Source organism: Polaromonas sp. 39-63-25 (assembly GCF_002278925.1).
Classification (GTDB): domain Bacteria; phylum Pseudomonadota; class Gammaproteobacteria; order Burkholderiales; family Burkholderiaceae_C; genus Polaromonas.
Window position 1 is genome coordinate 37,321 of sequence record NZ_NCJH01000002.1, and the last position, 19,232, is coordinate 56,552.

22 protein-coding genes are annotated in these 19,232 nt (G+C 63.8%); 11 read left to right on the forward strand and 11 right to left on the reverse strand.

The window, feature by feature from the left end:
* Positions 1–21: 21 nt before the first annotated feature.
* The 3 genes from B7X65_RS02820 to B7X65_RS02830 all read left to right on the forward strand — a co-directional run bounded on the left by B7X65_RS02820 (position 22) and on the right by B7X65_RS02830 (position 2,426).
* Entirely contained in the window at positions 22–738 is a 717-nt protein-coding gene (locus tag B7X65_RS02820) for a hypothetical protein (protein WP_293592508.1), read from the forward strand.
* 259 nt (positions 739–997) lie between these two features.
* Positions 998–1,975, forward strand: a complete 978-nt coding sequence (locus B7X65_RS02825; RefSeq protein WP_293592510.1) for a GMP reductase — start codon at positions 998–1,000, stop codon at positions 1,973–1,975.
* A gap of 61 nt (positions 1,976–2,036) precedes the next feature.
* Complete coding sequence (locus B7X65_RS02830) at positions 2,037–2,426, forward strand: tautomerase family protein (protein WP_293592512.1); 390 nt, start codon at positions 2,037–2,039, stop codon at positions 2,424–2,426.
* A 15-nt stretch (positions 2,427–2,441) separates the two neighbouring features.
* Here the strand turns inward: B7X65_RS02830 and B7X65_RS02835 are convergent, their stop codons facing one another.
* Positions 2,442–3,308: an alpha/beta hydrolase gene (locus tag B7X65_RS02835; protein ID WP_293592514.1), complete on the reverse strand. Its 867-nt coding sequence runs from the start codon at positions 3,306–3,308 to the stop codon at positions 2,442–2,444.
* Positions 3,309–3,446: 138 nt separating this feature from the next.
* Here B7X65_RS02835 and B7X65_RS02840 point away from each other — a divergent pair, with 138 nt between their 5' ends.
* The 4 genes from B7X65_RS02840 (at position 3,447) to B7X65_RS02855 (ending at position 7,528) form a co-directional block, all read left to right on the forward strand.
* Positions 3,447–4,139, forward strand: coding sequence for a GntR family transcriptional regulator (locus tag B7X65_RS02840; RefSeq protein ID WP_293592516.1), 693 nt, complete (start codon positions 3,447–3,449; stop codon positions 4,137–4,139).
* Positions 4,140–4,174: 35 nt separating this feature from the next.
* Positions 4,175–5,056: a phytanoyl-CoA dioxygenase family protein gene (locus B7X65_RS02845; protein WP_293592518.1), complete on the forward strand. Its 882-nt coding sequence runs from the start codon at positions 4,175–4,177 to the stop codon at positions 5,054–5,056.
* A gap of 157 nt (positions 5,057–5,213) precedes the next feature.
* The gene (locus B7X65_RS02850; RefSeq protein WP_293592520.1) at positions 5,214–6,572 is read left to right on the forward strand and encodes a Gfo/Idh/MocA family oxidoreductase; all 1,359 of its coding nucleotides are present in this window, start codon (positions 5,214–5,216) and stop codon (positions 6,570–6,572) included.
* A 59-nt stretch (positions 6,573–6,631) separates the two neighbouring features.
* Complete coding sequence (locus B7X65_RS02855) at positions 6,632–7,528, forward strand: NAD(P)-dependent oxidoreductase (protein ID WP_293592522.1); 897 nt, start codon at positions 6,632–6,634, stop codon at positions 7,526–7,528.
* A 66-nt stretch (positions 7,529–7,594) separates the two neighbouring features.
* On the opposite strand, the gene B7X65_RS02860 is transcribed toward B7X65_RS02855, so the two are convergent.
* The 3 genes from B7X65_RS02860 to orn form a co-directional block, all read right to left on the reverse strand.
* A complete protein-coding gene (locus tag B7X65_RS02860; RefSeq protein ID WP_293592524.1) occupies positions 7,595–9,550 on the reverse strand; it encodes a DEAD/DEAH box helicase in 1,956 nt (651 codons plus the stop codon).
* The gene (locus B7X65_RS02865; protein ID WP_293592526.1) at positions 9,543–9,743 is read right to left on the reverse strand and encodes a hypothetical protein; all 201 of its coding nucleotides are present in this window, start codon (positions 9,741–9,743) and stop codon (positions 9,543–9,545) included. The genes B7X65_RS02860 and B7X65_RS02865 overlap by 8 nt, the downstream gene beginning before the upstream one ends.
* Before the next feature lie 197 nt (positions 9,744–9,940).
* A complete protein-coding gene (gene orn, locus B7X65_RS02870) occupies positions 9,941–10,504 on the reverse strand; it encodes an oligoribonuclease (RefSeq protein WP_293592528.1) in 564 nt (187 codons plus the stop codon).
* 34 nt (positions 10,505–10,538) lie between these two features.
* On the opposite strand from orn, the gene B7X65_RS02875 reads away from it, so the two are divergent.
* From B7X65_RS02875 to rsgA, 3 genes are read left to right on the forward strand one after another with little or no spacing between them, the layout of a single operon-like run.
* Complete coding sequence (locus B7X65_RS02875; protein ID WP_293592530.1) at positions 10,539–11,825, forward strand: M48 family metallopeptidase; 1,287 nt, start codon at positions 10,539–10,541, stop codon at positions 11,823–11,825.
* Positions 11,822–12,142, forward strand: coding sequence for a 4a-hydroxytetrahydrobiopterin dehydratase (locus tag B7X65_RS02880; RefSeq protein WP_293592532.1), 321 nt, complete (start codon positions 11,822–11,824; stop codon positions 12,140–12,142). Before B7X65_RS02875 ends, B7X65_RS02880 begins: the two co-directional genes overlap by 4 nt.
* Positions 12,139–13,086, forward strand: coding sequence for a ribosome small subunit-dependent GTPase A (rsgA, locus tag B7X65_RS02885; RefSeq protein ID WP_293592534.1), 948 nt, complete (start codon positions 12,139–12,141; stop codon positions 13,084–13,086). The genes B7X65_RS02880 and rsgA overlap by 4 nt, the downstream gene beginning before the upstream one ends.
* A 6-nt stretch (positions 13,087–13,092) precedes the next feature.
* Here rsgA and hisC read toward each other — a convergent pair whose 3' ends face one another.
* The 7 genes from hisC to rpsP form a co-directional block, all read right to left on the reverse strand.
* Positions 13,093–14,163 carry a histidinol-phosphate transaminase gene (gene hisC, locus B7X65_RS02890; protein WP_293592536.1) on the reverse strand — a complete coding sequence of 357 codons (1,071 nt, stop codon included), beginning with the start codon at positions 14,161–14,163 and terminating at the stop codon, positions 13,093–13,095.
* Between the two features lie 21 nt (positions 14,164–14,184).
* Complete coding sequence (locus tag B7X65_RS02895) at positions 14,185–15,192, reverse strand: CobD/CbiB family protein (RefSeq protein ID WP_293592538.1); 1,008 nt, start codon at positions 15,190–15,192, stop codon at positions 14,185–14,187.
* Positions 15,193–15,419: 227 nt separating this feature from the next.
* Positions 15,420–16,124 (reverse strand): CoA pyrophosphatase, encoded by a 705-nt coding sequence (locus B7X65_RS02900; RefSeq protein WP_293592540.1) that lies wholly within the window; start codon positions 16,122–16,124, stop codon positions 15,420–15,422.
* A 71-nt stretch (positions 16,125–16,195) separates the two neighbouring features.
* Positions 16,196–16,561, reverse strand: a complete 366-nt coding sequence (gene rplS / locus B7X65_RS02905) for a 50S ribosomal protein L19 (RefSeq protein ID WP_096668567.1) — start codon at positions 16,559–16,561, stop codon at positions 16,196–16,198.
* Between the two features lie 132 nt (positions 16,562–16,693).
* Complete coding sequence (trmD, locus tag B7X65_RS02910; protein WP_293592542.1) at positions 16,694–17,473, reverse strand: tRNA (guanosine(37)-N1)-methyltransferase TrmD; 780 nt, start codon at positions 17,471–17,473, stop codon at positions 16,694–16,696.
* A 163-nt stretch (positions 17,474–17,636) separates the two neighbouring features.
* A complete protein-coding gene (gene rimM / locus B7X65_RS02915) occupies positions 17,637–18,212 on the reverse strand; it encodes a ribosome maturation factor RimM (protein ID WP_293592544.1) in 576 nt (191 codons plus the stop codon).
* A 15-nt stretch (positions 18,213–18,227) separates the two neighbouring features.
* Complete coding sequence (gene rpsP / locus B7X65_RS02920; protein WP_096668573.1) at positions 18,228–18,488, reverse strand: 30S ribosomal protein S16; 261 nt, start codon at positions 18,486–18,488, stop codon at positions 18,228–18,230.
* A gap of 183 nt (positions 18,489–18,671) precedes the next feature.
* On the opposite strand from rpsP, the gene B7X65_RS02925 reads away from it, so the two are divergent.
* Entirely contained in the window at positions 18,672–19,229 is a 558-nt protein-coding gene (locus B7X65_RS02925) for a GNAT family N-acetyltransferase (protein ID WP_293592547.1), read from the forward strand.
* Positions 19,230–19,232 lie beyond the last annotated feature (3 nt).

The window sequence follows — 19,232 nt, forward strand, 5'->3', positions numbered from 1 at the left end:
CCCCATTGTAGAAAGCCTCCGATGCCCCATCCCCTTGCCGCCCGAGTAACCGTGTTATCGGCCCTTCTGCTGGCCGCCGGCCTGGCCCAGCCGGCCCTGGCCCAGTCTTCCTGCGCCAGCGATGGCCAGCCGCGCCCGGTGGCCCTGGTGGAGCGTTTCATCAATGCCGACTGCGCCACCTGCTGGACCGACCCGGCCACCCCGCCCGCCGCCCGCGGCGCCGTGGCGCTGGACTGGGTCTTGCCCGGCGGCCAGGGCGAGGACGCCCCGCTGTCTGCGGTGGCCACGCGTGATGGACTCAAGCGCCTGGGGGCGCTGGGCACGGCGCTGCCGGCGGCCAGCCAGACCCTCCGCACGCCGGTGCAGGGCCGCGCGGGCGCGCTGCGTGTGGCGCACGGCCTGCCGGTTTCCGGCTACATCGGCGCGTCCATCGCGTTCAAGGGGGCGGCAGCACGGGCCACCGGCCAGCCCTGGACGGGCTGGCTGGCCCTGGTGGAAACGCTCCCGGCCGGTACCGAAGGCTCACCCGTACCTCGCCATCTTGTACGAAACCTGCTTCAAGTCCAATGGGATGGGCGCAACCAGCTATCAAAACAGGAGCAACTGCGATTCATCGAGTCGCGCTCCATGGATGTGCCGGCGGGCACGAACACCGACCGGCTGCGGGTCATCGGCTGGGTGCAGGACGCCAGTGGGCGCATCGTCGCGGCGGCACAATCGCGCTGCGCCGGAAAATAGCGCCCTCCCTCTCTCCATCTGCCTGGCCGTATAACGGCTATACGCCGCCGCAACTCCGCGCCCCCCGCACAAGCGCCTAGAATCAATCACCGGGCCCAAGCAATTGCGCCCGGTTTTAGCTTCGGCATGACAAGCCCTGCGGGCACGTCAGCCTCCGCTGAAACTCTCTTGCGAGAGTTTTTTGTTGCCGTCCAGGCAGCGAAAGCCGGTCCAGTCCAAGTGCCTTCTGTTCCCAACAGTTTTTAAAGGCTTGGAATCCATGGAAATCTTCGACTACGACAACATCCTGCTGCTGCCGCGCAAATGCCGCGTGGAAAGCCGCTCCGAATGCGACGCCGGCGTTACGCTGGGCAACCGGCGCTTTCGCATCCCGGTGGTGCCGGCCAACATGAAGACGGTGATCGACGAATCGATCAGTGTGTGGATGGCGCAAAACGGCTATTTCTACGTGATGCACCGCTTCGACCTGGACAACCTGGCTTTTGTCAGAAGCATGGCGGCCCGGGGGCTTTACGCATCGATCTCGCTGGGTGTCAAACAGGCCGACTACGACACGGTGGACCAGCTGGTGGCCGAAGGCCTGGCGCCCGACTACATCACCATCGACATCGCCCATGGCCACGCCGACACGGTGCAGCGCATGGTGGCTTGTCTGAAAGAAAAACTGCCCACATCGTTTGTGATTGCCGGCAATGTGGCCACGCCCGAGGCGGTGATTGACCTGGAGAACTGGGGCGCGGACGCCACCAAGGTCGGCATCGGCCCCGGCAAGGTCTGCATCACCAAGATGAAAACCGGCTTTGGCACCGGCGGCTGGCAGCTGTCGGCGCTCAAGTGGTGCGCGCGTGTGGCGACCAAACCCATCATTGCCGACGGCGGCATCCGCGAACACGGCGACATCGCCAAGTCCATCCGTTTCGGCGCGACCATGGTCATGATCGGCTCCATGCTGGCCGGCCTGGAGGAAAGCCCGGGCAAAACCGTGGAGGTCGATGGCCGGCTTTTCAAGGAGTATTACGGCAGCGCCTCGGACTTCAACAAGGGCGAGTACAAACACGTCGAAGGCAAACGCATCCTCGAGCCGGTCAAGGGCAGCCTCAAGGACACGCTGCGCGAGATGGAGGAAGACGTGCAGAGCGCCATCAGTTATTCAGGCGGCACCCGGTTGATGGACATCCGCAAGGTCAACTACGTCATCCTGGGCGGCGACAACGCCGGCGAGCACCTGCTGATGTAAGACTTTGTGCGGCAAGGTTGCGGGCAGTACAGTGGTCACTCCCCATTGAAAACCAGCATCCGTGCCCACTGCCGCCATTGAAATCCGTCGCAACTATTCCCCGGACGAAGAAACCGCGCTGATTGCCGCCGTGCAAACCGCGGTGATCGAGGCCTTGAAGGTCCCGCCCTGGACGATTTCGGTCCGGCTATTTGTCCACGAAGCGCGGCGCTTTGCCGGCCCGGCAGACAAGGGCGAGCGCTACACCCTGGTTACCCTGGACTGTTTCACCGGGCGTTCGCTGGCAACCAAACGCGTGTTGTACCAGGCCATCACACACAGGCTGGGCCTGTGCGGTATTCCAGCCGACCATCTCAAGGTTTTGCTGCGCGAGGCGCCGCGTGAGAACTGGGCCATTCGCGGCGGCCAACCGGCATCTGATGTGGCGCTCGGTTACGACGTGGCGATCTAGCCGCGCCGGTTGGTATCAGGCTGTCGCGGCAACCAGTTGCAGCGCCAGCTGGTGCAACCGGTGGCCGGGCTGCACCAGCGCCTCGACGATGCTGAAATGGTTGAGCCCCAGCAGGGCTTCGCGCACCGGCACCACGCGCGGCCCCCAGGCCTTCTCGATCAGCGCGTTGTGGCGCAGGAATTCTTCGCTTTCATCGGCACCGGCCACGGTATAGAGCACGCCCTGTTTGGGCGGCGGCAGCCAGGCCGGGCTGGCCTGCGCGACCTGCGCGGGTGTCAGCTGAAGCGCGTCTTTGAGGAAAGGCGTGTGCATGACGGAGTCGAGCTCGTACAGGCCCGAAATCGACAGCGCGTTTTTCACCAGATCGGCCGGCAGGTCCTTCGCATGCACCGGCCACAGGCAGGCCAGCAGCATGGCCGCGAGGTGGCCGCCCGCCGAATGCCCGATCACCGTGATGCGTTTCGGATCGCCGCCGAAACGCGCCACGTTGCGGTACGTCCAGGCCAGCGCCCTGACCATTTGCAGCGTGATCTCGGGAATCGTCACCGCCGGGCACAGGTCGTAATTGGGAACCACCACACAGGCGCCCGCCGCCGTGAAAGCCGGCGCCACAAACGAATGCTCGGACTTGTCGAGTGAGCGCCAGTAGCCGCCGTGCACAAACACCAGCACCGGCGCGCCGCCCGGCGTGGCCCGGGCTGCAGGAAACACATCGAGTTTCTCGCCGGGGCTCGCGCCGTAAGCCAGGTCCAGCGTACAGGGCTGACTGCTGCGCGCCTGCGCGGACGTCTGGGCCCAGCGGGCGAAATGCGCCGCGTGTTCGGGGACCAGGGCGCGGTTGTTGTACATGCGGTCCAGCCAGGCGGGATCGGGTCGGGTCATGAGGGCTCCTGAAGAATCGGCATAAAGAACTTGTTCCGCCCGTCATCTTGGCACAGTCGGACGCGCCCATCAGGCCCTCGGGTAAACCCGCTTCAGCTTGACCGTCAATCATCGTATTCTGTATACAGAATTAAAACCATGACACCCCAGCTCATCAAAATCGAATCCAGCCCCGACCTGGTGGACCAGGTCTACCGAAGCCTGCTCGACGCGATCAGTGAGGGCTCGCTGGCGCCGGGCGCCCGCATCACGCAGGAGGACATTGCCGAGCAGCTGGCCGTGTCGCGCCAGCCGGTGCTGCAGGCCTTGCGGCTACTGAAAAAAGATGGCTTTGTGCTCGACGCCCCCGGCCGCGGCGTGCTGGTCGCACCGCTGGATGTGGGCTGGCTGATGCAGGTGTACCAGGTGCGCAGCGCGCTCGATGCACTGGCCGCCCGGCTGGCCGCGCGGTCCCGCTTCCAGATCGCGCCGGCGCTGATCAGCCAGGGGCGCGCCGCCGCACGCAGCCACGATGTCAAGGCCATGATGGCCGCCGACGCGGAATTTCACGGCGCCATTTATGCATCCTCCGGCAACCCCCTGATCGCCCAGAGCGCGCAACTGCACTGGCACCACATCCGCCGTGCCATGGGCGCGGTGCTGCAGGTGTCCACCATGCGCGAATCGATCTGGGACGAACACGAGGCCATCGCCCAAGCCATAGGCGCTGGCGATGAGGCCACCGCCGAAAATCTGATCCGCCAGCACGGTGAAGACGCCAGCCACAACCTCTCGAGCCTGCTGTCCAGCGCCCTGCACCCGACGCCCCCGTCCACCGCCCTGCCCGCCTGAGAACACCGCCTGACCACCACCCCAAGGAGACACCCGTGAACCTGACTGCTGAACAACTCGCCCAATTCGACCGCGACGGTTACCTGTTTTTCCCCGGCCTGTTCACGCCGGAAGAAACACAGACCCTCAACGACGCCGTGCCCGAGCTCTACAGCCGGCGCGAGGACTACAACGTGCGCGAAAAAGGCAAGGACGCGGTGCGTACCAACTTCGCGGCCCACATGTACAGCGAGCCTTTTGCCAAACTGGGCCGGCACCCGCGCATGATCGAGCCGGTCGAAGACCTGCTCGGTGAAAAGCTCTACATGCACCAGTTCAAGATCAACGGCAAGATGGCTTTTGAAGGCGACGTCTGGCAGTGGCACCAGGACTACGGCACCTGGCTCAACGACGACATGATGCCGACCGAACGCGCGATGAACGTGGCGATTTTTCTCGACGATGTGACCGAACACAACGGCCCGCTGATGTTCATCCCCGGCAGCCACAAAAAAGGCGTGGTCGATGCCAAACACGACCTGACCACCACCAGCTACCCGCTGTGGACGGTGGACAACGACCTGATCCGCCAGCTGGTGCAGCGTGCCGGCGGCAAGCAAGGCGGCATTGTCAGCCCCAAGGGCCCGGCCGGCTCCATGATCCTGTTCCACTCCTGCCTGGTCCACGCTTCGGGCAGCAATCTGTCGCCCTTCAACCGGGTCAGTGTCTACCTGAGCCTGTGTGCGGTCAGCAACCACATCCGCCGCCACAAGCGCCCGGAATACATCGCGCACCGCGACTTCACACCCATCGAATGCCTGCCGGACGACTGCCTGCTGAAGGACTACCCGATGGACCTGCCGTGGAAAGACGGCGTGCCGGCCACCGCGCTGCAGACCTCGATGGAAGAAATCGTGCCGGAGCGCAAGGCGGCCTGAAATCGACGACTTCGGGTGCTTCCGGAAATTCAGAATTTCGGGATGAAGTGCAAGGCGCCCGGAGAACAGCAACCGGAATGTACTTCCTGTACATGAGGATTGCGAGCACCGCACAACGACGCAATTCGCCCGAAAAATGGATTTACGGAAGTACCCAATGAATCTCTATACAAAACTCCAGCAACGCGCGGCCGACAACAAACCCATCCGCATCGGCCTCATAGGCGCCGGCAAGTTCGGTTCCATGTACCTGGCGCAGATTCCGCGCACGCCCGGCGTGCACTTGGTCGCGATTGCCGACCTGTCGCCAGCCGCCGCCCGCACCAACCTCGCCCGTGTAGGCTGGAATCCGGCCCTTACCCAGGCTGCTTCTGCGCAGGAAGCTATCAAAACAGGAGCGACCTGGATCACCGACGACTGGAATGCAGTGGCCACCCATCCGCAGATCGACATCATCGTCGAGTGCACCGGCAACCCGGTCGCCGCGGTCGAACACTGCCTGCAGGCGTTTGCGCACGGCAAACATGTGGTCAACGTCACGGTGGAAGCCGACGCCTTTTGCGGCCCGCTGCTGGCGCGCAAGGCGGCGCAAGCCGGTGTCGTGTATTCGCTGGCATTCGGCGACCAGCCGGCGCTGATCTGCGACCTGGTGGACTGGGCGCGCACCTGCGGTTTTCCGGTGGTGGCGGCAGGCCGCGGTCACAAGTGGCTGCCGCATTTTTCCGAATCGACACCCGAGACGGTCTGGGGCAACTACGGCCTCACGCCGGAGCAGGCCGAGCGCGGCGGACTCAACCCCAAGATGTTCAACAGCTTTCTCGACGGCTCCAAACCCTCGATCGAATCGACCGCTGTGGCCAACGCCACCGGCCTGACGGTGCCCAGCAATGGCCTGCTGTATCCGCCGGCCAGCGTCGAGGACATTCCCTTCGTCACCCGACCGATCAGCGAAGGCGGCGTGCTTGAGCGCAAGGGCATGGTGGAAGTGATCTCCTCGCTGGAAGCCAACGGTCGCAAGATCCCCTACGACATCCGCATGGGCGTCTGGGTCACGGTCGAAGCCGAGACCGACTACATCAAGAATTGCTTTGAAGAGTACAACGCGCACACCGACCCGAGCGGACGCTACTTCACGCTCTACAAGCGTTGGCACCTGATCGGGCTCGAAGTCGGCGTGTCGGTGGCCAGCGTCGCGCTGCGCGGCGAACCCACCGGCGTCGCGACCTGCTGGAACGCCGACGTGGTGGCCACCGCCAAACGCGATCTGAAACCCGGCGACATGCTGGACGGCGAAGGCGGCTACACCGTCTGGGGCAAGCTGCTGCCGGCCGACACCTCGGTGAAGATGGGCGGCCTGCCGCTGGGCCTGGCGCACAACGTCAAGGTCGTGCGCGCCGTCAGGAAAGGCCAGAGCCTGAGCTGGGCCGATGTGGCCATGGACACCTCCACCCCGGCGTACAAGGTGCGCAACGAGATGGAAACCATGTTCTCGCCGGCCGTGAAGAAAGCTGCCTGACAGCCTTTTTTCTGCCGTGTGCCGCATGATGGTGGCCACCCCACAGCCCGGAACATTTCATGAGCCCCAGCAGCAAGACAGTCATCCCCCGCATCGCCTTTCTGGGCACCGGCAGCATGGGCCTGCCCATGGCCAGGCGCCTGTGTGAGGCCGGCCATGCCCTGCAGGTGTGGAACCGCACGCCGGCCAAGGCCGCTTCACTGACGGCATTGGGCGCGACCGTTCATGCACAGGCCAGCGCGGCGGTAACGGGCGCCGACATCGTGGTCGGCATGCTGGAAAACGGCCTGGTGGTGGAAGAGGTGCTGTTCACCCAGGGGGTCGCTGCAGCGATGAAGCCGGGCGCCCTGTTCATCGACATGGCCTCGATCAAGCCGCGCGAGGCGCGCGACCATGCCGCACGCCTGGGCGCGCTCGGTGTCGCGCACCTCGATGCGCCGGTGTCCGGCGGCACGGGCGGCGCCGACAGCGGCACGCTGGTGATCATGGTGGGCGGCAAGGCGGCAGATTTTGAACGTGCCCTGCCGGTGCTCCAGGTCTTCGGGCGCGCCACCCACGTCGGTTCCCATGGTGCGGGCCAGCTGACCAAGCTGGCCAACCAGATGATTGTCGGCATCACGATAGGCGCCGTGGCCGAGGCCCTGCTGTTTGCCACCAAGGGCGGCGCCGACATGGCCAAGGTCAAGGAAGCCATCACCGGCGGTTTTGCCGACAGCCGCATCCTGCAGGTCCACGGTCAGCGCATGGTCGAGCGCGACTTCACCTCCCGCGCCCGACTGGCGATCCAGCTCAAGGACATGCGTAATGCGCTGGCCACCGCGGAGGAAATCGGCTTCGAGGCGCCGGTCACCAGGCTGTTCGAGCAGCTGTACGCCGAAGGCATAGCCCACGGCCTCGGCGAGCTGGACCATTCGGGCCTGTTTGTCGAGCTGGCCAGCCGCAACGGCATGAGTTGAAGCCTCAAGCTGACGCCCATAAAAAAAGGCCCGCAAAGCGGGCCTTTTTTGTTGCCTGAACAACGATCAGCGTGCAGGGCGTGCCGGACGCTTGTGGGCGTCACGCGGAACAAACACCTTGCCGGCAGGTTTGGCAAACGCCGGTTTGCGGTCTGCGAAATCGCCGCGGGGGGCTGATGCAAAACCTTCCGGACGGCCGCCGAAACTGCGCTCGCCGCCACGCTCGTCGCGCTGGGCAAAACCACCGTTGTTGTTGTTGCCGAAGCCGCGGTCGTCACGACGCGAGCCGCGGTTGTCACGGTCGTTGAAGGCACCACCAGCCGGTGCCTGGAAAGGCGCACGGTCATTGCGGTTGTTGGAGAAACCGCCGCGGTCACCGCCACGGTCATCACGGTTGCCGCCAAAACCACCGCGATCGGCGCCGAAGGCTGGCTTCTTGCCGGCGTAACCGCCGCCAGCGCCGCCACCGAAACCGCCCGAAGGCGCACGGTCGTTGCCGAAACGGCCGCCGCCACCGCCGCCGAAGCTGCGCGGACCGCGGTCATTGCGGTCACCACCGAAATTGCCGCGCGGGCGATCGGAGGTGGGTGCAAAACGCTGCTGCGGCTCCAGGCCGGCGATCACGCTGGGCTTGAGGTTCTGCTGGGTGTAATGCTCGATGTCCTGGATCTTGCGGCGGTCGCGGAACTCGGCAATCGTGATTGCCTGGCCTTCGCGGCCCGCACGGCCGGTACGGCCAATGCGGTGCACATAATCTTCGGCTTTCATCGGCAGGCCGTAGTTGATCACGTGGGTGATGGTCGGAACATCCAGACCACGGGCAGCGACGTCGGTCGCGACCAGGATCTGCACGCGGCCGTCACGGAAAGCCATCAGGCGGCGGTTGCGCAGGCCCTGGCCCAAGGCGCCGTGCAGCGCCACGGCGCTGAAGCCCTCTTGCACCAGATCGTTGGCCAGGCCATCACACTCGACCTGCGTGCATGCAAACACGATGGCCTGGTTGATGGTGGTGTCGCGCAGCCAGTGGTCCAGCAGCTTGCGCTTGTGGGTCATGTTGTCGGCCCACAGCAGCGATTGCGTGATGGACGCATGTTTTTCGTGCGGGGAGTCGATCTCCACGCGCTGGGGCTGGCGCATCACGCGCGTGGCCAGCTGCATGATGCGCGGCGCAAAGGTGGCGCTGAACATCATGGTCTGCTTGCGCTCGATGGTGAGCTGGTTGACTTCGGTCAGGTCGTCGGCAAAGCCGAGGTCCAGCATGCGGTCGGCTTCGTCGACCACGAGGAATTGCACCTGATCCAGCTTGATCTGCATGCTGCGCTGCAGGTCCAGCAGGCGGCCAGGGGTGGCCACCACGAGGTCGGCGTTTTGCAGCTTGGCAATTTGCAACTGGTAAGGAATGCCGCCAACGACGTTGGCAATACGCAGGCCGCGGCAATGGCGCACCAGGTCAATCGCGTCGGCGCAGACCTGCTGGGCCAGCTCGCGGGTCGGGCACAGGATCAGGGCGCCAGGGGTGGCAGCCTTGAAATTGCGCGCGTTGGTCGGGTCCTTGCGCTTGGGCTTTTTCAGCGGGGCTTCGCCGCGGGCGACGGCCTCGGCGCTCAGGCTTTCAAATTCGGCGCGTTCGTTGCGCTCGGCCTCTTCCTGCTGCTTGAGCAGGGTGTGCAGCACGGGCAGCAGGAAAGCGGCGGTCTTGCCGCTGCCGGTCTGGCTGGAAACCAGCAGATCGGTGAATTTGGCTTTGGGGTCGGCCTTGACGTCAGCATCCAGCGCCTGCATGGCTTTGGGGATGGTTGCCATCTGCACGGCGGTCGGCTGGGTGAAACCCATGTCGGCCACGGCTTGCAGCAGTTCCTTGGCCAGACCCAGCTTCACAAAGCCGTTGGGCTCGGGAGCGATGGCGTCGAGCGAAGTTTCCTCGGCGGCAGGCGCGTCGGAAAAATCCGCAACCAGGCTGGTCTCGGTGTCGATGTTTGCTTCGGCCATAAAGTCGCCGCGAGCTTCAAAAGAATCAGTCATGTTTTTTCTCACAAATCACTTGCGCGCTGCTCCACTTGTGGTTTGAGCAGGCGAACAAGAAACGACCACCTGCCGCGCTGCGGAAGGCTTCGTTTGTGGTTAATAAAACATCAACCATCAAACGAATATTTCGGTTCGGGCGACTTCCGGAAAAACCGGTGCCTGAAGCGATGGCTCTGTTGGTAGAGCCCAAAAGTGTGAGGTAGATGTACAAATGCGGTGCACCCCGTGCATCCGTCAAGCCGCTGATTATGGCATGGTTTACGGGTTTACACCAGTCCCCCATCTCCGAAAGTCCTTCAAACCTGCCGGCAACCGCCGGGGACACCGGTTATTTGCTCTCTTTTTAATAGCCGCCAGCACCCGCCCGGCAAGGGCCGGAGGCCTGAATCACTTCAGGAAGTGGGTCCGGTAATGCTCCAGCTCGTCGATGGATTCATGCACATCGGCCAGCGCGGTGTGGCTTTGCTGCTTCTTGAACGCGCTGTACACCTCGGGCCGCCAGCGTTTGGCCAGTTCCTTGAAGGTGCTGACATCGACATTGCGGTAATGAAAAAACGCCTCGAGTTTGGGCATGTACTTGACCAGGAAGCGCCTGTCCTGGCTGATGGTGTTGCCGCACATCGGCGAGGTGCCCTTGGGCAGGTAATGCGCCAGGAAGGCCAGCAGCTGTTTTTCGGCATCGGCTTCCGTCACGGTGCTGGCCTTGACCTTGTCGATCAGGCCGCTGCGGCCATGTGTGCCCTTGTTCCAGTTGTCCATCTGCGCCAGCAGTTCGTCGGACTGCTTGATCACCAGCACAGGACCCTCGATACGCGGCGTCAGTTGCGGGCCGGTGACGACCACGGCAATTTCGATCAGCCGCTCTTTTTCCGGGTCGAGACCGGTCATTTCACAGTCGATCCAGACCAGGTTGAGATCGGATTTTTTCAGCAGGGTTTCGTTTTCAGCCATCTTGCGATTCTCGCTGATCGCCTAAACTTCCCCCATGGCTGACTATTCCCTTGTCTTTACCCTGGTGTTCTCGAGCGCCCTGGTGCTGGTGCTGCTCACGAAGTTCTACCTCGCCTCGCGCCAGATCCGCCATGTGGCGCGGCACCGCGACCAGGTGCCTGCCGCCTTTGCCGCCACGATTTCGCTGGCGTCGCACCAGAAAGCCGCCGACTACACCATCACCAAGGCGCGCTTCGGCCTGCTCGAGCTGGCTTTTGGAACGGCCGTGCTGGTCGGCTGGACGCTGCTTGGGGGCATCGATCTGCTCAACCAGACGTTGATGAATTCCGGGCTGGCCGCTTACGGCCCCCTGGTGCCCCAGCTTGCACTATTGGCTGCCTTTGGGCTGATCAGCGGGCTGCTGGATTTGCCCTTCACGCTGTACAGCACCTTTCGCATCGAAGAACGCTTCGGCTTCAACAAGATGACGTTCAAGCTGTGGCTGGGCGACCTCGTGAAGTCCTTGGTGGTCGGCCTGGTGATCGGCCTGCCCATCGTGGCGCTGATCCTCTGGATCATGGGCAGCACCGGTGTCTGGTGGTGGCTCTGGGCCTGGGGCGTGTGGATGGGTTTCAACCTGCTGGTCCTGGTGCTTTACCCCACAGTCATTGCGCCGCTGTTCAACAAGTTCCAGCCGCTCGAAGATGAAAGCCTGAAGGCGCGCGTCACCGCCCTGATGCAGCGCTGCGGCTTTGCCGCCAAGGGCCTGTTCGTGATGGACGGCAGCAAACGTTCAGCCCATGCCAACGCCTATTTCACCGGCTTCGGCGCGTCCAAACGCGTGGTGTTTTTCGACACCCTGCTCAAACAGCTGAGCCCCGCCGAAGTCGACGCGGTGCTGGCCCACGAACTCGGCCACTTCAAACACAAACACATCATCAAGCGCATCGCCGCCATGTTTGCCATGAGCCTGGCCGGTTTTGCGCTGCTGGGCTGGTTGTCCACCCAGGTCTGGTTTTACACGGGTCTTGGCGTGCGGCCCAACATGACCGGCAGCAACGACGCGCTGGCCCTGCTGCTGTTTTTGCTGGTGGTGCCGTTGTTCAGTTTTTTCATCTCGCCACTGTTTGCCCAGCTCTCGCGCAAGCACGAGTTTGAAGCCGACGCCTATGCCATCGCACAGACCGACGGCCGGGATCTGCAAAGCGCCCTGCTCAAGCTCTACCAGGACAACGCCAGCACACTGACGCCCGACCCGGTGTATGTGAAGTTTTATTATTCGCACCCACCGGCCTCGGAACGGCTGTCCCGCATGGGTGCACCCACCGGAACCTCCGCATGAGCAACCCCATCCACCAGAACCGCCGCGCGCTGAGCGCCACCGAAATCGTCACGCAGCTGAGCCAGCTCAACGGCGAGCAACCGCAGGGCTGGCGTCTGATCGACGGTTCGCTGGAAAAAACCTTCAGCTTCAGGAACTTCCACGAGACCATGGGTTTTGCCAACGCCGTGGCTTTCATTGCCAATGCCGAGGACCATCACCCGGACCTGGCGCTCAGTTATGGCAAATGCACGGTGCGTTTCAACACACACGACGTGAACGGCATTTCGGTCAGTGACTTTTTCTGCGCGTCCAAGGTTGACGCGCTGCTGGCTTGACCACTGTTTCTTCCGCCGGGACCCTGCCCGGCCTGGTGGTGGCCGGTTTCGGCCGGCATTGCCTGGTGGAAACGCCCGACGGCCAGCGCCTGATCTGCCATCCACGCGGCAAGAAAAGCCAGGCCGTTGTCGGCGACCGCGTGTTGTGGCTGCCCTCTCAGGACGAAGGCACGATAGAGAAGGTGGAAAAACGCAGCAACCTGTTTTACCGACAGGATGACATGCGCACCAAGTCGTTTGCGGCCAACCTCGACCAGGTGCTGATCCTGATCGCGGCCGAGCCCGAGTTCTCGGAGAGCCAGCTGACCCGCGCGCTGATCGCGGCCGAGGCCGAGCGCATCACGCCCATCATCGCGCTCAACAAAAGCGACCTGACCGAACCCTTTGCACGCGCCTGGACCAAGCTGGCGCCCTACCGCGCCATGGGTTACCAGGTGGTGCCGCTGGCGGTGAAGCCGAAAACCGACACCCCCATTGCCAACGACGCGCAAACCGCCCAGCTGCGCGAGCTGCTGCGCGGCAAAAAAACGCTGGTGCTGGGCCCCTCCGGTGCCGGCAAGAGCAGCCTGACCAACTTGCTGATTCCGGGCGCCCAGGTGCTGACCGCCGAAATATCGCAAGCGCTCAATTCAGGCAAACACACGACCACCAGCACCACGCTGTACTGGCTCGACGACGCCAGAACCAGCGCGCTGATCGATTCGCCGGGCTTTCAGGAGTTCGGCCTGCACCACATCGAGCCGATGCAGTTGGCCAACTACATGCCCGACCTCAAGGCCCATGCGCAGGACTGCAAGTTCTACAACTGCACCCATTTGCACGAACCCGGTTGTGGCGTGATTTCAGAGGTCAAATCAGCCTCTGGCCCAAGCGAAATAAGCGCTAGCCGCTATCGTTTGTATAGCGAACTTTTCGCCGAGCTGTCGCAGCCCCCGCGTTACTGAAAAGGTTCAACCGCTCACCAGCGCGCGGCAGGCCTGCACCAGCGCTGCGCACTGTGCGGGCGTCCCCACACTGATGCGCAGGTACTGCTCGATACGCGGCAGCCTGAAATGGCGGACCAGGATGCGCTGCTCGCGCAAGCCCGCGGCCAGTGCCGCGGCGTCATGCGCGGGATGGCGGACCATCAGGAAATTAGCCTGTGACGGCAGCACTTCAAAACCCAACGCCTGCAGATCACGCGCCAGGTCTTCGCGGCTCGCGATGACGGCTGCACGCGTGGTTTCAAACCAGGCGTGGTCCTCGTACGCGGCCATCGCACCCGCCAGTGCGAGGCGGTCCAGCGGGTAGGAATTGAAGCTGTCCCGCACGGTCTCCAGCGCCTCGATCAGGTGGCGCTGGCCGGCGGCAAACCCCACACGCAGCCCCGCCAGCGAACGTGATTTGGACAAGGTTTGAACCACCAGCAAATTCGGGTAGCGGGCGATCAGGCCGATGGCGCTTTCGCCGCCGAAATCCACATAGGCTTCATCGACCAGCACCACACACTGGCTTTGTTGTTGCAGCAGCTGCTCGATTTCGGCCAGCGGCAAACCTGTGCCGGTTGGCGCGTTCGGGTTGGCGATGACCACGCCACCGCAGGAAGACCGGTAATGCGCCACCTGGACGCGCATGGCCGCATCCAGCGGGACCAAGGCGGATTCAATACCGTACAGGCCGCAGTAAACCTTGTAGAAGCTGTAGCTGATGTCCGGCATGAGCACCGGGCGGGCTTGCCGGAAAAAAGCGAAGAAAGCATGCGCCAGCACCTCGTCCGAGCCGTTGCCGGCAAATACCTGGCTGGCAGCGATGCCGTGAAAATCCGCAATCGCCTGCCTGAGCCCGGCAGCCTGCGGATCGGGGTAGAGCTGCAGTCCCTCCTGCGCGACGGCGGTGATGGCCGCAACAACCCGGGGCGATGGTGGATACGGATTTTCGTTGGTGTTGAGCTTGACCAGGCCTTCGATGACAGGTTGCTCGCCGGGTGTGTAAGGGGTCAGCCCTCGCAGGGCCGGGCTCCAGAAGGAGGTCTGGGAAGTCACGGAGAACCTCTGCTGCAGCGTTCAGCCCAGCAGGCGCGCCAGCGTCAGCAGCGCCAGCAGCATCATCCAGAGCACCACGGAGCGCCAGACCAGGCCCACGATGCTGCGCAGGTGCCCCACCTCCGGCTCACGCCCCGGCGTACTCTCGGTGGCCTGCGGGCCGCTTGCGTCGATGCCGTCGGCCTGGAAGCCCTGGGAGGCGTCGGGAGAAAACGCAGCTTTCAACGCTTCGCCGCCCAGGCGCACGTTGACCGCTCCCGAGGTCGCGGCCAGGATCACGCCGTCGTTGCGGTTTTCCGGCCCCGCGGGCGCACGCTGCATGTAGTTGCGCCAGCCGTCGATCGCGTCCTCGAAACTGCCCACGACCGCGAACCCCAGTGAGGTCAGGCGTGCCGGCACGTAGTCGATCACGCCCCAGGCCCGCGCAGCGGCCTGCTGCAGGGCCGGGCTTGTCTCTTCGCCGGTCGAGTTGGACTTGTAGGCCCAGTAGCGCGAGACAAACTCGGCCATGCGGTACAGCACGGCACCGGCCGGCCCCAGGCCCAGCGCAGCCAGCACCGAAAACCAGGCCAGCACGCCAAACACGTGGCGGTGCGCGGCCAGCACCGAATACTCGATCACATGCCGCACGATTTCGCTGCGCGGCAGTTCGCTTGCATCGACCTGACGCCACTGCGCCAGCAGCTCGCGCGCGGTCGCTTCGTCGCCGTCATCCAGCGCATCGCGTATGTCGGTGAAATAGTGGCTGAACTGGCGAAAGCCGAGCGTCACATAAAGCACGGCCACGCTCCAGGCAAAAGCCAGCACACCGTTGACGCTCCAGAGCAACCAGTGCACCACCAGGGTCAGCAGGGCCGGGCCCACCACCGCCGTGGCCCAGGCGACCCAGCCGTGTTGCGGCTTGCCGGCGTCCAGGCTGCGGCTGGCCCAGCGCGCCCAGCGGCGCAAGCCGGCATGAACCGGGTTGCCGCGCGCCAGCGGCCTGGCCTGTTCAATGATGAGTGCAAACAAAACAGCAAAAAAACTCATGGCAAATCATAACTGCCCCCACGGTCGCGCACTGCGTGTCGCGCTCAGCCCCCAAAGGGGCGCTGCGCCTGCGGACCGGCGGAGCCGGACCCGCGGCCCATGCTGGGTTGAAGAGTTCAGTGAACGCAACCAGCAGGGGCCGCGGGACTGGCTTTGCCAGACCGCAGGCGCCGCCCCTTGAGGGGGGAACAGGCTACACGCAGTGAGCCTGGACGGGGGTGGCTTGTCTATGCGCTCAGAAAGCGGTAGAGGTTGCGCAGCATGCCGGCCGTCGCGCCCCAGATGTAGCGCTCCTTCGCGTCCGCGCCCTCATCCCCCATGTAGGGCATGGACAGCCACTGGCGCAGCACACCATCGAACTCAAACTCATGGCGCTGGTGGTTGGACGGGTCCATCAGGTAACGCAGCGGCACTTCAAAAATGTCGGCCACCTCGGACGGGCTGGGCTGCAGCGCAAAACCGAGCCGCACCAGCGCGACGACCGGCGTGATGATGAAGGCCGTGCCGGTGACATAGGTGGGCAGGATGCCCAGCACCTCCACATGCTCGCGCGTCAGTCCGATTTCTTCGTGCGCCTCGCGCAGGGCCGTGTCCACCGCATCGTGGTCGGTGTCGTCGGTCTTGCCGCCGGGCAGCGCAATCTGGCCGGAATGGGTGGACATGTTGCCGGCCCGCTCCGTCAGCAGCAGCGTCAGTTCATCACGCATGACCAGTGGCAGCAGCACCGCCGCCAGTGCCGGTTCACGGTTGGAAAACTTCTTTTCAACACTGTGTTCCGGCGTCCAGACCGGCGGGTGCCGGAAACGCTGGCGCAGGGCCTGCGGCGTCAGTTCCTGTGCCGGCACGCCCGACAGGTGCGTGTCCACCCCGATCACCGGGATGCTGCGGGGATCAAAGGTGGGCAAAGGCGTGGTGAACCGGGGCGTCGTCATGAGAACGCAAGATTAACAGGGCATAAAAAAAGCCGCTCCGGAGAGCGGCTTTTTTTTGCGGGCCGGCTGTTTTATGCAGCTTTGGCGCCCAGCTTTTCCTTGATACGGGCCGACTTGCCGCTGCGGCTGCGCAGGTAGTACAGCTTGGCACGACGCACGTCACCACGGCGTTTGACTTCGATCTTGGCGATCAGCGGGCTGTAGACCTGGAAGGTCCGCTCGACGCCTTCGCCGTTGGAGATCTTGCGCACGATGAAGCTGGAGTTCAGGCCGCGGTTGCGCTTGGCAATCACGACGCCTTCAAAAGCCTGCATACGCTTGCGGGTACCTTCAACCACGTTGACGCTGACAATCACGGTGTCGCCGGGGGCGTACACGGGGATGGTCTTGTTCAGGCGGGCAATTTCTTCCTGCTCTAGGGTCTGGATCAGATTCATGATTTATTCCATCTAACTTTTTCGTTCATACACGCGCTACGCTAAAGACCGCAAATCCATGGACACATCAGGGGATGGTCAAGATGGTTGCAGTGGCCGCCAGAGGACCGAAAAGCCTTTGATTATAGCCATTTATGGCTTCGGGGCCTTTTGCGACGGCAGATCGCTCAAAAAGGCCTCATCGGCGGCAGTCAGGCTGCCGGCTGCGCGGGCCTTGTCCAGCAGTTCTGGCCGGTGCTGCCGAGTCAGGGCCAGGCGCTGCTCGCGGCGCCAGCGCTCGATGTGGCCGTGGTTGCCCGACAAAAGCGTCTCCGGGGCCGTCTGGCCGCGCCAGGTCTCGGGCCGGGTGTAATGCGGGCAGTCGAGCAGGCCATCCAGCGCCGGGTTGAAACTGTCGAACTGGTGGCTGCCCTCGTCATGGAGCACGCCCGGTTGCAGGCGCGCCACCGCGTCCAGCAAGGCCATCGCGGCAATTTCACCACCGGACAGCACAAAGTCGCCCAAGCTGATCTGCTGGTCCACATAGGTGTCGATAAAACGCTGGTCGAGCCCTTCGTAGCGGCCGCAGATCAGGACCGCACCAGCGCTGGCCGACCACGCAGCCACGCCGCCATGGTCGAGCGCACGCCCGATCGGCGAAAACAGGACCACCGGCGCCTGCTGGCCGGCCGGTTCGGCGCGGTCCTCGCGGATTTTTTCAAGACAGCGCGCCAGCGGCTCGGCCAGCATCACCATGCCGGGGCCGCCGCCGAAGGAACGGTCGTCAACCCGGCGGTAGTTGCCCTCGGCAAAATCGCGTGGGTTCCACAACTTCACCTCGACCAGGCCGGATTCGTAGGCACGGCGCGTCACGCCGCTGGTCAGAAACGGCGCAAACAGCTCGGGGAAAAGTGTGATGACGTCAAAACGCATGGTTCTACTATTTTGCGTCATGAACCGCCTAGCGACGCTGCCAGGGAAGGTTTAGACCAGCCGGGGCAGCGGAACCGGCTTCGCCGGGCCGCAGGCGTAGCGCCCCCTCGGGGGGCAGCGCAGTACGCGAAGCGACAAGCGTGGGGGCTCTACCTCGGGGGCTTTAATAGTCAGGCTGCCAGTCCACCGTGATGCTCTTGCCCGGCAGATCGACGGCATCCACATAGGCGGCCACAAAGGGGATCATGCGCTCCAGTATCTGCTCGCCTTCGGTGTATTCGACACACAGCACCGAATGCGGTCCGGTGGCCATCAGGTCGCGCACCTTGCCCAACACCACACCTTCGCGGTTGACGACGTTCAGGCCCAGCAGGTCGACCCAGTAATACTCGTCCTTGCCGGCCTTGGGAAAACTGCTGCGCGGCACAAAAATGCGCGCGCCGCGCAGGGCCTCGGCCGGCGTACGGTCGTCGATGCCCTCGAACTTGGCCACCACGGAGTCGGAATGGGTTTTGGATTCGCTGACCGTCAGCACCACGGTACCGGAGAAAGCGTCAAAACCGGGCCGGTGTTTGGTATCCGGCGGCTGCAGAAACCAGCGGCCGGAAGAAAAAAGCGCCTCGGAAGAGGCGCTGTGGGCCAGGATTTTCACCCAGCCCTTGACGCCCCAGGCGTCAAGAATGCGCCCGACTTCAACCGCATCGTCTGGCAGGCCAGACGGCTCAAGGCCGGGCAACATTCAGGAACCCGACAATCAGGCAGCCTTGGGAGCTGCAGCAGCGCCCTGCTTGACCAGGCGCAGCACGGTGGGGGACGCTTGTGCGCCCACGCCGAGCCAGTGGGTCAGGCGGTCCTGCTCGATACGCAGGCCTTCTTCGCCACCTTTGGCAATCGGGTTGTAAAAACCGATGCGTTCGATGAAACGGCCATCGCGGCGGACGCGTTTGTCAGCCACAACAATATTGAAAAATGGACGGTGCTTAGAACCGCCGCGCGAGAGTCGGATGACGACCATGATTTATCCTTCGGGTGGTGAGGTGAAAAAAAATCACCCCAAAATGTTCCTGCAGCGCTTGAGACACACGACATGGCACCCGGCCAGCGAAATGCTGCAAAGCCGCAGATTATAACCCGCGGCCTGCCGCTGTCCCGTCCGCTGCGTTTCCCCAACGTCCTTCCAACCCATTTTTGGCACGCCATGACCCTCCTGAGAGCCAGCCTTGACACCGATTTGCCGGCCATCACCGCCATTTACGCCCACCATGTGCTGGGCGGCACCGGCACCTTTGAAACCGAACCGCCCAGCGTGACGGACATGGCCACGCGCCGTGCCGACGTGTTGTCCAAGGGACTGCCCTACCTGGTCGCCGAAGTGGGCGGCGAGGTGGTCGGCTTTGCCTACGGCAACTGGTTCAAGCCCCGGCCGGCCTACCGCTATTCGGTGGAGGATTCGATTTACCTGGCACCCGGCCAGCAGGGCAAAGGGCTAGGCCGCGCCCTGCTGACCGAACTGCTGGCGCGCTGCGAGGCCGCCGGCATTCGCAAGATCATGGCCATCATCGGCGATTCTGCCAACGCGGGATCGGTCGGCCTGCACCGCGCGCTCGGCTTCACGCTGGTGGGCGTCGTCGAGTCCTGCGGCTGGAAGATGGGCGCCTGGCGTGATATTGTGATCATGCAGAAAACACTGGGCGCCGGCGACACTTCGCCACCCCTGGATACCGCGCCCCCCTCTTCCTCACCCTCCCGCCCCTGATTG

Bases quoted from the DNA above. Each gene is read 5' to 3' on its own strand.
- B7X65_RS02820 (WP_293592508.1), top strand. From the start codon at position 22: ATGCCCCATCCCCTTGCCGCCCGAGTAACCGTGTTATCGGCCCTTCTG.
- B7X65_RS02825 (WP_293592510.1), top strand. From the start codon at position 998: ATGGAAATCTTCGACTACGACAACATCCTGCTGCTGCCGCGCAAATGC.
- B7X65_RS02835 (WP_293592514.1), bottom strand. From the start codon at position 3,308: ATGACCCGACCCGATCCCGCCTGGCTGGACCGCATGTACAACAACCGC.
- B7X65_RS02840 (WP_293592516.1), top strand. From the start codon at position 3,447: ATGACACCCCAGCTCATCAAAATCGAATCCAGCCCCGACCTGGTGGAC.
- B7X65_RS02850 (WP_293592520.1), top strand. From the start codon at position 5,214: ATGAATCTCTATACAAAACTCCAGCAACGCGCGGCCGACAACAAACCC.
- B7X65_RS02855 (WP_293592522.1), top strand. From the start codon at position 6,632: ATGAGCCCCAGCAGCAAGACAGTCATCCCCCGCATCGCCTTTCTGGGC.
- B7X65_RS02860 (WP_293592524.1), bottom strand. From the start codon at position 9,550: ATGACTGATTCTTTTGAAGCTCGCGGCGACTTTATGGCCGAAGCAAAC.
- orn (WP_293592528.1), bottom strand. From the start codon at position 10,504: ATGGCTGAAAACGAAACCCTGCTGAAAAAATCCGATCTCAACCTGGTC.
- B7X65_RS02875 (WP_293592530.1), top strand. From the start codon at position 10,539: ATGGCTGACTATTCCCTTGTCTTTACCCTGGTGTTCTCGAGCGCCCTG.
- B7X65_RS02880 (WP_293592532.1), top strand. From the start codon at position 11,822: ATGAGCAACCCCATCCACCAGAACCGCCGCGCGCTGAGCGCCACCGAA.
- B7X65_RS02895 (WP_293592538.1), bottom strand. From the start codon at position 15,192: ATGAGTTTTTTTGCTGTTTTGTTTGCACTCATCATTGAACAGGCCAGG.
- B7X65_RS02900 (WP_293592540.1), bottom strand. From the start codon at position 16,124: ATGACGACGCCCCGGTTCACCACGCCTTTGCCCACCTTTGATCCCCGC.
- rplS (WP_096668567.1), bottom strand. From the start codon at position 16,561: ATGAATCTGATCCAGACCCTAGAGCAGGAAGAAATTGCCCGCCTGAAC.
- trmD (WP_293592542.1), bottom strand. From the start codon at position 17,473: ATGCGTTTTGACGTCATCACACTTTTCCCCGAGCTGTTTGCGCCGTTT.
- rimM (WP_293592544.1), bottom strand. From the start codon at position 18,212: ATGTTGCCCGGCCTTGAGCCGTCTGGCCTGCCAGACGATGCGGTTGAA.
- rpsP (WP_096668573.1), bottom strand. From the start codon at position 18,488: ATGGTCGTCATCCGACTCTCGCGCGGCGGTTCTAAGCACCGTCCATTT.
- B7X65_RS02925 (WP_293592547.1), top strand. From the start codon at position 18,672: ATGACCCTCCTGAGAGCCAGCCTTGACACCGATTTGCCGGCCATCACC.